10 protein-coding genes are annotated in these 14,208 nt (G+C 63.0%); 8 read left to right on the top strand and 2 right to left on the bottom strand.

The annotated features are described in order from the left end of the window. Positions 1–9 precede the first annotated feature (9 nt). A complete protein-coding gene (gene betA / locus H621_RS0113755; protein WP_028943960.1) occupies positions 10–1,707 on the top strand; it encodes a choline dehydrogenase in 1,698 nt (565 codons plus the stop codon). Between the two features lie 57 nt (positions 1,708–1,764). Here betA and H621_RS0113750 read toward each other — a convergent pair whose 3' ends face one another. Beyond that, positions 1,765–3,954, bottom strand: a complete 2,190-nt coding sequence (locus tag H621_RS0113750; protein WP_051270533.1) for a dermonecrotic toxin domain-containing protein — start codon at positions 3,952–3,954, stop codon at positions 1,765–1,767. 208 nt (positions 3,955–4,162) lie between these two features. Between H621_RS0113750 and H621_RS0113745 the strand changes: the two genes are divergently transcribed. The 4 genes from H621_RS0113745 to trxC are packed head-to-tail and all read left to right on the top strand — an operon-like array spanning position 4,163 to position 11,305. Beyond that, positions 4,163–5,905, top strand: a complete 1,743-nt coding sequence (locus H621_RS0113745; RefSeq protein ID WP_028943958.1) for a potassium/proton antiporter — start codon at positions 4,163–4,165, stop codon at positions 5,903–5,905. Positions 5,906–5,944: 39 nt separating this feature from the next. Further along, the gene (mscK, locus tag H621_RS0113740; protein ID WP_028943957.1) at positions 5,945–9,298 is read left to right on the top strand and encodes a mechanosensitive channel MscK; all 3,354 of its coding nucleotides are present in this window, start codon (positions 5,945–5,947) and stop codon (positions 9,296–9,298) included. Positions 9,299–9,356: 58 nt separating this feature from the next. After that, on the top strand, positions 9,357–10,817 hold the full coding sequence (gene selO / locus H621_RS0113735; RefSeq protein ID WP_028943956.1) for a protein adenylyltransferase SelO: 1,461 nt from the start codon (positions 9,357–9,359) through the stop codon (positions 10,815–10,817). 53 nt (positions 10,818–10,870) lie between these two features. After that, positions 10,871–11,305 carry a thioredoxin TrxC gene (gene trxC / locus H621_RS0113730; RefSeq protein ID WP_028943955.1) on the top strand — a complete coding sequence of 145 codons (435 nt, stop codon included), beginning with the start codon at positions 10,871–10,873 and terminating at the stop codon, positions 11,303–11,305. Between the two features lie 61 nt (positions 11,306–11,366). On the opposite strand, the gene H621_RS0113725 is transcribed toward trxC, so the two are convergent. After that, positions 11,367–12,140 carry a ParA family protein gene (locus H621_RS0113725; protein ID WP_028943954.1) on the bottom strand — a complete coding sequence of 258 codons (774 nt, stop codon included), beginning with the start codon at positions 12,138–12,140 and terminating at the stop codon, positions 11,367–11,369. Positions 12,141–12,451: 311 nt separating this feature from the next. Here H621_RS0113725 and H621_RS0113720 point away from each other — a divergent pair, with 311 nt between their 5' ends. Genes H621_RS0113720 through H621_RS0113710 form a run of 3 tightly spaced genes read left to right on the top strand, consistent with a single transcriptional unit; the run spans position 12,452 to position 14,203 of the window. After that, entirely contained in the window at positions 12,452–13,168 is a 717-nt protein-coding gene (locus H621_RS0113720) for a beta-ketoacyl synthase chain length factor (protein WP_028943953.1), read from the top strand. After that, entirely contained in the window at positions 13,144–13,956 is an 813-nt protein-coding gene (locus H621_RS0113715; protein ID WP_028943952.1) for a lysophospholipid acyltransferase family protein, read from the top strand. Before H621_RS0113720 ends, H621_RS0113715 begins: the two co-directional genes overlap by 25 nt. Continuing rightward, positions 13,931–14,203 (top strand): phosphopantetheine-binding protein, encoded by a 273-nt coding sequence (locus H621_RS0113710; RefSeq protein ID WP_028943951.1) that lies wholly within the window; start codon positions 13,931–13,933, stop codon positions 14,201–14,203. The genes H621_RS0113715 and H621_RS0113710 overlap by 26 nt, the downstream gene beginning before the upstream one ends. The last annotated feature ends 5 nt before the right edge of the window (positions 14,204–14,208 follow it).

Raw genomic sequence — 14,208 nt, 5'->3', positions numbered from 1 at the left:
GAACAGAACATGTCCCATGAATTCGACTACATCATCGTCGGTGCCGGCTCGGCCGGTAACACCCTGGCGACCCGCCTGACCGAAGACGAAGGCGTCACTGTCCTGCTGCTGGAGGCCGGTGGCCCCGACTACCGCATGGACTTCCGCACCCAGATGCCGGCCGCCCTGGCTTTCCCGCTGCAGGGTCGTCGCTACAACTGGGCCTACGAGACCGACCCAGAGCCGCACATGGACAACCGCCGAATGGAATGCGGCCGTGGCAAAGGCCTGGGTGGCTCGTCGCTGATCAACGGCATGTGCTACATCCGCGGCAACGCCCTGGACTTCGACGGCTGGGCACAACTGCCAGGCCTTGAAGACTGGACCTACCTGGACTGCCTGCCGTACTTCCGCAAGGCCGAAACCCGTGACATCGGCCCGAACGACTGGCACGGCGGCGAAGGCCCGGTCAGCGTGACCACGCCAAAAGCCGGCAACAACCCACTGTTCCATGCCATGGTCGAAGCCGGCGTGCAGGCCGGTTACCCACGTACCGAAGACTTGAACGGCTACCAGCAGGAAGGTTTCGGTCCGATGGACCGTACCGTCACACCAAAAGGCCGTCGCGCCAGCACCGCCCGTGGCTACCTGGACACCGCCAAGAAGCGTTCGACCCTGACCATCGTCACCCACGCCCTGACGGACCGTGTGCTGTTCGACGGCAAGCGCGCCATCGGCGTGACCTACTTGGTCGGCGCCAGCGAAGAGCGCGTCGAAGCCCGTGCCCGCAAGGAAGTCATCGTCTGCTCCGGTGCCATCGCTTCGCCGCAACTGCTGCAGCGTTCCGGTGTCGGCCCGGCCGAACTGCTGAAGAACCTCGACATCCCGGTGGTCCACGACCTGCCAGGCGTTGGCGAGAACCTGCAGGACCACCTCGAGCTCTACCTGCAATACGCCTGCACCCAGCCGGTTTCCCTGTACCCGTCGCTGCTCTGGTACAACCAGCCGGCCATCGGTGCCGAGTGGCTGTTCAACGGTACCGGCATCGGCGCCAGCAACCAGTTCGAGGCGGGTGGTTTCATCCGCACCCGTCCCGAGTTCGAGTGGCCGAACATCCAATACCACTTCCTGCCTGTCGCGATTAACTACAACGGCAGCAACGGCGTACAGGAACACGGCTTCCAGGCCCACATGGGCTCGATGCGTTCGCCAAGCCGCGGCCGCATCCAGGCCAAGTCCAAGGACCCGCGCCAGCACCCGAGCATCCTGTTCAACTACATGGCTACCGAGCAGGACTGGCAGGAATTTCGCGATGGCATCCGCCTGACCCGCGAAATCATGGCCCAGCCAGCACTGGACCCGTACCGTGGCCGCGAGATCAGCCCGGGCGCCGACGTGCAGACGGACGAAGAGCTGGACACGTTCATCCGCGAACACGCCGAAACCGCGTTCCACCCGTCGTGCTCGTGCAAGATGGGCGACGACGAGATGGCCGTGGTCGATGGCCAGGGTCGCGTGCATGGCATGCAAGGCCTGCGCGTGGTCGACGCCTCGATCATGCCGATCATCATCACCGGTAACCTGAACGCCACCACGATCATGATCGCCGAGAAAATCTCCGACAAGATCCGTGGCCGCCAGCCGCTGCCGCGCAGCAATGCCAAGTACTACGTGGCCAACGGCGCGCCGGTCAAAGGCAAGCCGATGCGTGAAGTGAAGCAGGCGTAATACCCTCGCCGGGCAAGCGCACTCCTACACCGTAGGAGCGTGCTTGCCCGGCGATACTCAATACCGCAGAAAAAATCGTTCCACCACTGAACCTCCATCCTCCCCCAGACGCTGCGCAAACCGCTCCCGATCAAACGGCTGCCCGGTACGCAGTTCGTACGCGTCCCCGCCCCCCGCCTCCAGCGCCCGCAACCGTACCTGCATAAACCGGTAATGCTCGCCGCTGACTTCAGTAATGCCCTCCACCTGCAAATAGCTTCCAGGCAGCACTACCGATTCGGCCTCATGCGGCAAGTCGGAAAACGCCGCCACCGGCACCGCACACCGTGCTCCACCTGGCTCCAGCACATACACAACGGCACCTTCCTCGAAGGCGGTACCCGCTTTTACTGTCGGCTGGTTGAAAAACTCCCAGGCCATGTACGGGTTCTCCGTGAACGAAGTGAAATCCGTGGTCAGCAAACGGTCCCCGACCTTGACCCGTCCCTCACGCCAGTACGCCCCGGATGTCTCCCTGCCGCCAATGCCGACCCGGTACAGGCGCACCTGATTGTCGCCCCCGAGCAGCTCCAGCTCCTCGGCCAGATCATGAACCCTGGCTACGTTGGCAGCCGGCGCGTCCTCCATTGCCAGGCCCCGCAGCAGATTGTTGTAGCGCTGCGGCGAGTGGGTGTACTGCCTGATGTTGCGCGCATGGAACCCCAGCTCATCGCAGTACACCCGAAACGGTTGGCCGAAGGCATCCAGGTCGGCGCGTGGCACCTGCACCAGCAACGCACGCTGGCGGGCCAGGGCCAGATCGGAAACCGCCAGCAGTTCATCCGCCGAGGCGCGCATGTGCAAGTCCCAGAACGGGCCATCCAACCCCGGCACAGCCTGCCCCCCACCTTCCAACGTGCGCAGCGAGCCGGGCACATAACCTTGCTCAGGCAACAGGGCCGGTGCATCGATCAACCCGGGCGACTCCACTACTTCTCCAGCCCGGAGCATCTGCGAATCGATCAGGATAAACAGCACATCAATGAACGCCGCCACCCATCCCGCCCGCCGCTGCGCCTGCAGCGGCGCGTGCAATGCCTGATCCACATGCAGGACCAGGTTGCCGACACCGGCGCCCAGGGCCAGGCCTGCCAACGGCCACCAGAGCAGGGCCGCAGGCGTGGCAAAGCGTGGAACGAGCTTCAGGTACTCCAGCCACTGGGCCTTGTCCAGCGCGCTGTTTGACGTGGTGCGTGCCCGGGCATCACGTACCAGCTGGTCAACAGCCGACCGGTACACGCTGTCGAAGACATCCCCGCGAATCGCCTGACGGGCCCGAACCAGAGAAACCGTTGCGCTCTGCAATTGATCACACAGTCGTTGCAGGGCATCACCGTGATCGGCCAGCGCCGCCGCGTCACCAAGGAAATGAGCGATGAAGCGCTCACGGCTCGGTGTGTCATGCACTTGCCGGCGAACCCAGGTGTTCAAGTCCGCCGTGCTGGCGAACACCTGCAACTCGCTGCCACCCTGCCCGCAGAGGTACAGCACCTGGCGCCCGCCCGGCAGCGTCAGCCAGAACAGGTCGCGGGCCCGGTAGCCACCCAGCAGGCAATGGCGAAACGGCGAGTCGCGCGCCAGCGCAGGCTTACTGCGCAGTTGCTGCAGGCCCACAGGAAGCACCGCGCCCGGCACGACCGCCGCACACAACGCCTCGGCGTCCTCTCGCGCCAACCTGGCGCGCGCAACCGCGGCAAGAAAACCCGCCCGTGCCAGCAAACAGAAGTCTTCACCTGCATCGCTCCAGAACTTCGTTACCGCTTCCAGGTAGACGGGCTGGAAATCCAGCGCCCAGAAGGCCTGCTGCACTGTTGCCGGCAGCAGCCTCACTTCGCAGGTTTGGTCATATCGGCCGAAGGCGCCATCGACCCGGTAGAAGCCACCGTAGAGACTGAGCAGATCGCTGTTGGATTGTTCATCGACCAGAAAACGCCGCAGGGTCAGCTCGCTCAAGGTCATCGAACGCAGTGGCCTGCCCTCATGCCGCCAACCGGTATAGGTCAGGTGACTGCTGATCGCAGCATTGAAGCGATGCCAGTAGATGCGGTCGGGGTCCATCCAGTACCCCAGCTGGTCGCGCACGATGTGCCCGGCAGCCTGGCGCGCCAGGCTATGCAGGGTGGGAAAGTTGGCCGTATAGCGCTCAGCGATGCCTTGCAGCGTGGCATTGGCCTGCGGCTGAACGGGAGTAAGGGCATAGTCGGGCATGGCGTGGGACCTTGGCGCAATGGAAGGGCCCTCACTTCAACCCAGTGCCCCTGCGACGAGGTGTCATCTATCCACCACCGCACCAGGCATTTGAAATCAACGCCACGGAACGCTTTACAGCTCGCCAAGCCCTCAGGTTAGAATCAGTTGGCATGCGACCTGCTTGTTCAAGCCGGTCCCCTTTCTGCTTTTCCCCGGAGTACCGCCTTTGGATGCGTCCACCATCAATAGCCTGTTCTTGATCGGCGCATTGCTGGTAGGTGCAAGTATTCTGGTCAGCTCACTGTCTTCCCGACTGGGCATCCCGATCCTGGTCATCATCCTGGCCGTCGGCATGCTGGCCGGCGTGGATGGTGGCGGCATCATCTTCAACAATTATCCAACCGCTTACCTGGTGGGCAACCTGGCCCTGGCCGTGATCCTGCTCGACGGCGGCTTGCGCACACGGGTGGCGAGTTTTCGCGTGGCCCTGTGGCCAGCCCTGTCGCTGGCCACCGTAGGCGTGCTCATCACCACGGGCCTGACCGGCATGGTCGCTGCCTGGCTGTTTGATCTCAGCCTGATCCAGGGCTTGCTGATCGGCGCCATCGTCGGCTCTACCGACGCTGCGGCGGTATTCTCGCTGCTGGGTGGCAAGGGCCTGAACGAGCGGGTCACCGCTACACTTGAGATCGAGTCGGGCAGCAACGACCCGATGGCCGTATTCCTTACCGTCACCCTGATCGAGATGATCGCCAGCGGCCAGACCGGCCTGCACTGGAGCCTGCTCGGCCACCTGCTGCGCGAGTTCGGTATCGGCGGCCTGATGGGCCTGGGCGGTGGCTGGCTGATGCTGCAGTTGGTCAACCGGATCAATCTGGCCGGCGGTCTCTACCCGATCCTGGTGATCGCCGGCGGCCTGGTGGTGTTCTCGCTCACCAACGCCCTGCACGGCAGCGGCTTCCTCGCGGTGTACCTGTGCGGCCTGGTGCTGGGCAACCGCCCGATCCGCAGCCGCCACGGCATCCTGCATATGCTCGACGGCATGGCCTGGCTGGCGCAGATCGGCATGTTCCTGGTGCTCGGCCTGCTGGTCACCCCCCACGACCTGCTGCCCATCGCCCTGCCGGCCCTGGGCCTGGCGCTGTGGATGATCATCTTCGCCCGGCCACTGTCGGTGATCGCCAGCCTGCTGCCGTTCAAGGCTTTCCATGGCCGGGAAAAGGCGTTCATCTCCTGGGTCGGCCTGCGCGGCGCGGTTCCCATCATTCTGGCTGTGTTCCCACTGATGGCCGGGCTGCCCGACGCCCAGCTGTTCTTCAACCTGGCCTTCTTTATCGTGCTGGTCTCGCTGCTGGTGCAAGGCACCAGCCTGCCGTGGATGGCCAAGTTGCTCAAGGTCACCGTACCACCGGACCCTGCGCCCATCTCCCGTTCGGCCCTGGAAGTCCATATCACCAGTGAGTGGGAGCTGTTCGTCTATCGCCTGGGCGCGGAAAAGTGGTGCATCGGCGCCGCCCTGCGCGAGCTGAAAATGCCCGAGGGCACCCGTATCGCTGCCCTGTTTCGCGGCCAGCAACTGCTCCACCCGTCGGGAAGTACCACCCTGGAAGTCGATGACTTGCTCTGCGTGATCGGTCACGAACACAACCTTCCGGCCCTCGGCAAGTTGTTCAGCCAGGCGCCGCAGCGCGGTCTGGATCTGCGCTTCTTTGGTGACTTCGTGCTCGAAGGTGACGCAGAACTGGGGGCTGTAGCGGCGTTGTACGGTTTGCAGCTCGACGGCCAGGACCCGCATATGCCGCTCAGCCGCTTCATTGCGCAGAAGGTTGGCGGCGCGCCAGTGGTGGGCGACCAGATCGAATGGAACAACACGCTATGGACGGTGGCGGTGATGGAAGGGAACAAGATCCTCAAAGTGGGCGTCAAATTCCCCGAAGGAACTCGACCCGGCCCCGGATTGTTCCTTTAAACTCCGAACTTCGCCTCTGGTTGCATGAATTTTCTGCCTATGTCCCTGCGCATTTATGTTTGCGCAGCCCTGCTCGGGCTGTGCCTGTCCCTCTCCTTCGCCTGGGCGGCAGAACCGCCGACCAGTGCGTCCATCCAGTCCAGCCTCGACAAGATCGCCGAGCGCAAGCTGCCCGAGGCTGAACAGAAAGCCCTGCAGCAAGTGCTGGAGCAGACCCTGACCTTCCTTGGCAGCAAGGAAGACAGCGAGAAAAAGCTCGCCGCCCTCAAGCAACAGCTCAGTGACGCACCCAACCAGACCCGCGAAAACCAACGCGAACTGGCCAAGCTCAACGACAGCAAAGTGATTCCCGTGGCCCAGCGCTACGCAGCCCTGAGCGTGCCGCAGCTGGAGCAGATGCTGGCCGAGCGCACCACCCAGCAGGGTGAGCTGCAAAAGGCGCTGTCGGAAGCCAACAGTCTGACCATCACCTCGCAAACCCGCCCGGAGCGGGCCCAGGCCGAAATCAGCGCCAACCAGACCCGCACCCAGCAAATCAACAACACGCTCAAGGCGGGCAAGGACGCCGGCAAGCCGTTGACTGCCGACCAGCGCAACCAGCTCAATGCCGAGCTGGCCGCCCTCAATGCCGTGACCCTGCTGCGCCGCCAGGAGCTGGCCGGCAACAGCCTGCTGCAGGACCTGGGCAACAGCCAGCACGACTTGCTGATCGAACGCGTCACCCGCATGGAGCAAGAGATCCAGGACCTGCAGACGCTGATCAACCAGAAGCGCCTCGCCCAATCCCAGCAAACCGTTACCGAGCAATCCCTTGAAGCCCAGAAAGCCGGTGGCAGCACCCTGCTGGCCACCGAGAGCGCGGCCAACCTCAAGCTTTCCGATTACCTGCTGCGCAGTACCGACCGGCTCAATGAACTGACCCAACAGAACCTCAAGACCAAGCAGCAGCTCGACAGCCTGACGCAGGCCGACCAGGCCCTGGACGAACAGATCAGCGTCCTCAAGGGCAGCCTGCTGCTGTCCAAGATCCTCTACAAGCAAAAGCAGGCACTGCCGCACTTGAAAGTCGACCGCGACCTGGCCGACCAGATTGCCGACATCCGCCTGTACCAGTTCGAGGTCAACCAGCAGCGCGAGCAAATCAGCAGCCCCAGCAGCTATGTCGACAAGTTGCTGGCCAACCAGCCGCAGGAGGACGTCACCCCGCAGCTGCGCAAAGCCTTGCTGGAAGTGGCGATCACCCGCAGTGACCTGCTGGAACGATTGAACCGCGAACTGAGCGCCCTGCTCAACGAATCCATCACCCTGCAACTGAACCAGAAGCAACTGCTGAGCACCTCGCAGAGCCTGCGCACCACCCTGGATGAGCAGATGTTCTGGATTCCCAGCAACAAGCCGCTGGATTTCGAGTGGTTGCGCACAGTCCCCGAGCGCCTGCAAAAGCAAGTGGTCAGCCTGCCCTGGGGCTCCGGCCTGAAGGAATTGGCCGATGGCCTGAGCCAGCGGCCGCTGCTGTTCCTGCCGTTGCTGCTGCTGATCGGCGCCCTGCTGTGGCGACGCAAGTACCTGTATGCGCGCCTGAACAAGGTTCACCAGGACGTTGGCCACTTCAAGCGCGACAGCCAGTGGCACACACCCCAGGCGATTCTGGTCAACATTCTCCTGGCCATGCCACTGAGCCTGGGCCTGGCCTTGTGCGGCCTGGCCCTGCAGATCGATGCCCGTGGCCAGAACGCCAACCTCGGCGCGGCCCTGCTGCAGATCGCCCAGGCCTGGCTGGTGTTCTACACCGCCTACCGGATCCTGGCGCCTGGCGGCGTGGCCGAACTGCATTTCCGCTGGGAAAAGCCCCAGGTCGAGTTCCTGCGTGGCTGGATTCGTCGCCTCGGTACCGTGGTGCTGGCCCTGGTCGGCGTGGTGGCGGTGGCTGAACACCAACCTTCGGCACTGGCGGACGACGTACTGGGCATCGGTGTGGTGCTGACCTGCTATGCCCTGATGGCCTGGCTGCTCAGCCGCCTGTTGCTGAGCAGCCCGACCCACCAGAACACCTCGCTGTTTCGCAAGTTCGTCGGCGTGGCTTTCACCGTGCTGCCAGTGGCCCTGTTCATCGCCGTATGCTTTGGCTACTACTACACCGCGCTCAAGCTCACCGACCGTTTGATCGATACCCTCTACCTCCTGATGTTCTGGCTGGTGATCGAGGCCGCCTTCGTTCGCGGCCTGGCGGTAGCCGCACGGCGCCTGGCCTACCAGCGGGCACTGAGCAAGCGCCAGCAGACCACCAAGGAAGGGCTCGATGGCGAAGTCATCGTCGAAGAACCGACCCTGGACATCGAGCAGGTCAACCAGCAGTCCCTGCGCCTGATCCGCCTGGCCTTGCTGGGCGGCTTCATCGCGGCGCTGTACTGGGTCTGGTCCGACCTGATCAGCGTGGTGGCCTACCTCGACAACATCACCCTGTACGAGTACACCAGCGGCACGGGCGCGACCATGAGCATGGTGCCGATCAGCCTCAGCGACCTGCTGGGCGCGCTGGTGATCATCGGCATCACCATTGCCCTGGCCGGCAACTTGCCGGGCCTGCTTGAAGTGCTGGTGCTGTCGCGCCTGAACCTGGCCCAGGGCAGCGCCTACGCCACCACCACCCTGCTGTCCTACGTGATTGCCGGCGTCGGGTTCGTCTCGACGCTGTCGGCCCTGGGTGTGAGTTGGGACAAGCTGCAGTGGCTGGTCGCAGCCCTCTCGGTCGGCCTTGGTTTCGGTATGCAGGAAATCTTCGCCAACTTCATCTCCGGCATCATGATCCTGTTCGAGCGCCCGGTGCGGATCGGCGACACCATCACCATCGGCAACCTGTCGGGTACGGTGAGCAAGATCCGTATCCGCGCCACCACCATCACCGACTTCGACCGCAAGGACATCATTGTCCCGAACAAGACCTTCATCACCGGACAACTGATCAACTGGTCGCTGACCGACACCATCACACGGGTGACCCTCAAACTCGGCGTCGACTACGGCTCGGACCTGGACCTGGTGCGCACCCTGCTGCTCAAGGCAGCCAACGACAACCCACGGGTGCTCAAGGAGCCTGAGCCGATTGTCTACTTCCTGAACTTCGGCGAGAGCACCCTGGACCACGAACTGCGCATGCACGTAAGGGACCTGGGCGACCGCAACCCGGTGCTGGATGAGATCAACCGCTTCATCAACAAAGAGTTCAAGAAGCAGAAGATCAACATCTCGTTCCGGCAGATGGAGATCTACCTGAAGAACATGCAGGGTCAGGAGTACAAGATGGTCCCGGTCGAAAGCCTGGACAAGACCGTACTGCCTACCGGCCCCGACGACAGCAAGCCCGACGGCGACGCACCCGCCAAGCCGGCCTGACTGGACGCCAACGGCCATACCCTTGCAGAATGATCGGATATTCTGCAGGAGATGGCCGTTGAAAGCCCTCGACGAACTGACCTTCGACAACCGCTTCGCCCGCCTGGGCGATGCGTTCTCAACTTCCGTGCTGCCCGAGCCGATCGCCGAACCACGCCTGGTGGTGGCCAGCGACTCGGCCATGGCACTGCTCGACCTTGACCCCACCGAAGCACACTCCCCGGTGTTCGCCGAGCTGTTTGGCGGGCACAAACTGTGGAGCGAGGCCGAACCCCGGGCCATGGTGTATTCCGGGCATCAGTTCGGTTCGTACAACCCGCGCCTGGGTGACGGCCGCGGCCTACTGCTGGGCGAGGTGTACAACGATGCCGGCGAGCATTGGGACCTGCACCTCAAGGGTGCAGGCCAGACGCCTTACTCGCGCATGGGCGATGGCCGCGCCGTACTGCGCTCCTCGATTCGCGAGTTCCTGGCCTCCGAAGCCCTGCATGCCCTGGGCATTCCCAGCAGTCGCGCCCTGTGCGTGATCGGCTCAAGCACCCCGGTATGGCGCGAAACCCAGGAGCGCGCCGCCATGTTGTTGCGCCTGGCACCGAGCCATGTGCGCTTCGGCCACTTCGAATACTTCTACTACACCCGCCAGCCCGAGCAACAAAGGCAGCTTGCCGAGCATGTGCTGAGCCTGCACTTTCCCGAATGCCAAACCGAACCCGAGCCCTACCTGGCGATGTTTCGCAGCATTGTCGAGCGCAATGCCGAGCTGATCGCGCTGTGGCAGGCCTATGGCTTCTGCCATGGGGTGATGAACACCGACAACATGTCGATCCTGGGCATCACCTTCGATTTCGGCCCGTTCGCCTTCCTCGACGATTTCGACGCCAACTTCATCTGCAACCATTCCGACGACCAGGGCCGCTACAGCTACAGCAACCAGGTGCCGATCGCCCACTGGAACCTCAGCGCCCTGGCCCAGGCCCTGACGCCGTTCATCAGCGTCGAGGCGCTCAAGGACACCCTGGCCTTGTTCCTGCCCCTGTACGAAGCCCACTACCTGCACCTGATGCGCCGTCGCCTGGGCCTGACCGAGGCAGAAGATGACGACAAGCAACTGATAGAACGGCTGTTGCAACTGATGCAACCGGGCGCGGTGGACTACACCCTGTTCTTCCGCAAACTGGGAGACCAGGATGCCGAGCAGGCACTGCGGGTGGTACGCGACGACTTCATCGACCTTGCAGGCTTCGATCGCTGGTCAGAGGACTACCTGGCCCGTGTAGCCCGCGAACCCGGCAATGCCGAGGGCCGGCGCGAGCGCATGCACGCGGTCAACCCGCTGTATATCCTGCGCAACTACCTGGCCCAGCGTGCTATTGAAGCAGCTGAACGCGGTGACTACGAAGAAGTGCGGCGCCTGCACCAGGTACTGTGCAAGCCGTTTGAAGAACAGGCGGGAATGGCGGCCTATGCCGAGCGTCCGCCCGAGTGGGGCAAGCACCTGGCAATCAGTTGCTCATCCTGACAATCGCGAGGCAAGTCGAAGCGTCGCACCGCCGCTGCTACGGAGTTTTTTTGATGACTGAACCCCTGCTGATCCCCTGCCCGCACTGCAACGGGCTGAACCGTATCCCGGGCGAGCGCCTGGGCGATTCGCCAAAATGCGGTCGCTGCAAAAGCCCGGTACTGCTGAACACGCCTTTCGAGCTCAAACAGGGCGACTACGCCAGCCAGATCAAGGGCGACCTGCCGCTGTTGATCGACGTCTGGGCCGATTGGTGCGGGCCGTGCAAATCCTTTGCCCCGATCTTTGAACAAGCGGCCAAGCAGCTGAGCGGCCGGTGCCGCCTGGCCAAGCTGGACAGCGAGGCCAATCAACAGTTGTCGGGGCAATTGGGGATTCGGTCGATTCCCAGCCTGATCCTGTTCAGGAATGGCCGGGAAGTAGCGCGCCAGAGCGGTGCGTTTCCACTTCAGCAGTTGCTGGAGTGGCTGCGTAGCCAGGGAATTTGAAAGCCATCGCGGGGCAAGCCCGCTCCTACAGGTTGGAGCGGGCTTGCCCCGCGATCAATTACTAGGCGTTCTCTTCAAGCAAGGCATGCAGCTCGACAAACTGCTGCGTCAGCTTGTGCCGGGGCTCCAGGTGAATCAGCGGCAGGCTGGCCTGATGTGATTCACGCATCTTCACCGAACTGTTGAGGTAGACCGGCAACACCGGAAGGCCTTCGGCCAACAGCTCGTCGAGCATCTGCTGGGGCAGGCTGGCACGGGCCTGGAACTGGTTGACGACGATGCCCTCAACCTGAAGATCCTCGTTGTGATCGTCTTTGAGTTCCTCGATCTCGGCCAGCAGGCCATACAGCGCCTGGCGGGAAAAGCTGTCGCAATCGAAAGGAATCAATACACGATCTGCCGCAATCAGCGCTGAAACGGCGTAGAAGTTCAACGCTGGCGGTGTGTCCAGGTAGATCCGGTCGTAGTCTTCGCTCAGCTCATCGAGCAGTTTGCGCAGCTTGTTGATCTTGTGCTTGGCCTCAAGCTTGGGCTGCAGGTCGGCCAGCTCGGCGGTGGCGGTCACCACATGCAGGTTGTCGAAGGGGGTTTCGTAGATATCGACTTTGTTCTTCTTGGCAAACGGGCCCGAAGACAGGGTCTGCTTGAAGAAATCGGCAATCCCCATGGGAATGTCGTCACCGGTCAACCCGGTCAGGTACTGGGTCGAGTTTGCCTGGGCATCCAGGTCGATCAGCAAGGTTCGATAGCCTTCATTGGCACTCACCGCTGCCAGGTTGCAGGCAATGCTCGACTTGCCCACGCCACCTTTCTGATTGAACACCACGCGCCGCATGGAATGACCTCCGTGTATCAGGGAATGACCGAGTATGTGGTGCCGGCGCAGGCTTGACCAGCACCGTATGCTCAAGATGCCAAGGAATCGACCGACAACCGCTTGCTACCGTCTGTCGGGAAAAAACAGGCTAGTCTGACGAAGCAGATCCTTCGAGGTCTTTTACTGGCGGGCGAATGTGCAACCAGCATTTGCTACCCGCCGGAGTCACCGGGATAATGCGCGCCACTCGGTTTTAGCGCCAAACCCTGCCAGTTCAACAGCTGCAGCACCCTCGGCAAGGCAGTCCCTCAGGGCGGAAAACAACCATCGTGATCACATTCGACATCAGCCAGTGGCGAGCCTGGGCGCCAGGCCTGCAGACGACTGCCGACTGGCAGCACTGGAGCCAGGCAAGCCAGCCCTTAGCGCCGACCGATCAGGCGCCGGATGTGTCGTTTTTGCCTGCCATGCAGCGCCGACGCCTGAGCCGCTTGGCACGCATGGCCTTCGCCGTCGGCTGGCCGTTGGCCGAAGGGCTGGAGGACCTGCCGCTGGTGTTCGTCTGCCGACACGGGGAAACCCCACGCACCTTCGCCCTCCTCAGCGACCTGGCCCGGGAACAACCGCTCTCCCCCACCCAGTTCAGCCTCTCGGTGCATAACGCCGTGATCGGCCTGTGGTCGATCATGCGCGACTCCAGCGCCGAAATGACCGCCCTTGCCGGCGCCGGTGACGGTTTCGAGCAAGGCGTGCTGGAAGCCGCCGGCCTGTTGCACGATGGCGCACCGGCGGTGCTGCTGATCGTCGTTGAAGAACTTCCGCCCCAGGCTTACCGCGACTGGGTCGACGACGTGCCGTTCGACTATGCGCTGGCACTGCTGCTGACCCCCGGTGACACCTGGACCCTGGCCCAGCAGAGCAGCACCACCTCGCACCCCGACAACGAACCACACGCCCTGTGCTGGCTGCGCAACCTGCTGACTGGCCAGGTCACTTTTACCCATACCGGGAAGCGCCGTTCATGGACCTGGCGGCGCAAGCCTTGAACCGGCCACGGGATGCCTACTATTGGCGACTGTTCGCCACCGCATTCAGTTTCGGTCTGTTCGGTGTCGGCAGCCTGTGCCTGCGGGTGCTGGTCATCCCGCTGCTGGCGTGCCTGCCCGGCGACAGCACGCGCCTTCGCCAGCGAACCCGGCATACCATCAGTTGGCTGTTCTGGCGCTTCGTGCGTTTCATGGCGGTGAGCGGCGTGCTGACGTATGAGGTGCGTGGCGCAAACACGCTCGGGCGTCCCGGCCAGATGATCCTCGCCAATCATCCGTCACTGATCGACGTGGTGTTTCTGATCGGCCGGGTACGCCAGGCCAACTGCGTGGTCAAGCAGAGCCTGTTCCACAACCTGTTCACCCGCGGTCCGGTGCGCGCGGCACAGTACATCAGCAACGACGGCAGCATGGACATGCTCGACAGCGCGGCCGCCGCCTTGCACGCAGGCCAGACGTTGATCATCTTCCCCGAAGGCACGCGCACCCCGCCCGGCGAGACGCCCGCCTTTCATCGCGGTGCGGCCGCAATCGCCCTGCGCGGTGCGAAGATCATCACACCGGTGACCATCAAGGTCACCCCCACCACCTTGACCAAGGCCGAGGCCTGGTACCGTATCCCATTGCGCCGAGTGCACTTCAGCCTGCAGATCGGCGAGGATATCGACCCTCAGGCATTTGCAGCCCTCGGGCCTGCCCCCCAGGCCTCACGTAAACTCAACGATTACCTGCACCAGTATTTCATCAAGGAGCTCGCCACAGATGAGCGTTCCACAGCAAGACCTTAACCGTGACATCAAGCTGCTGATCATCGAGGCACTGGGTCTGGAAGATATCAGCGCCGAGGATATCGACGACGATCAGCCCCTGTTCGGCGAAGGCCTTGGCCTGGATTCGGTGGACGCCCTGGAACTTGGCCTGGCCATCCAGAAAAAGTACGGCATCAAGATCGATGCCGACGCCAAGGACACCCGCAACCATTTCACCAGCGTGACCAGCCTCGCCGCTTTCGTCACTGCCAAACAGGCCGCCTGAGACAG

The organism is Pseudomonas vranovensis DSM 16006 (assembly GCF_000425805.1).
GTDB lineage: Bacteria > Pseudomonadota > Gammaproteobacteria > Pseudomonadales > Pseudomonadaceae > Aquipseudomonas > Aquipseudomonas vranovensis.
Note: the sequence above shows the minus strand (reverse complement) of the source record. Positions and strands in the feature narration are given on the sequence as shown.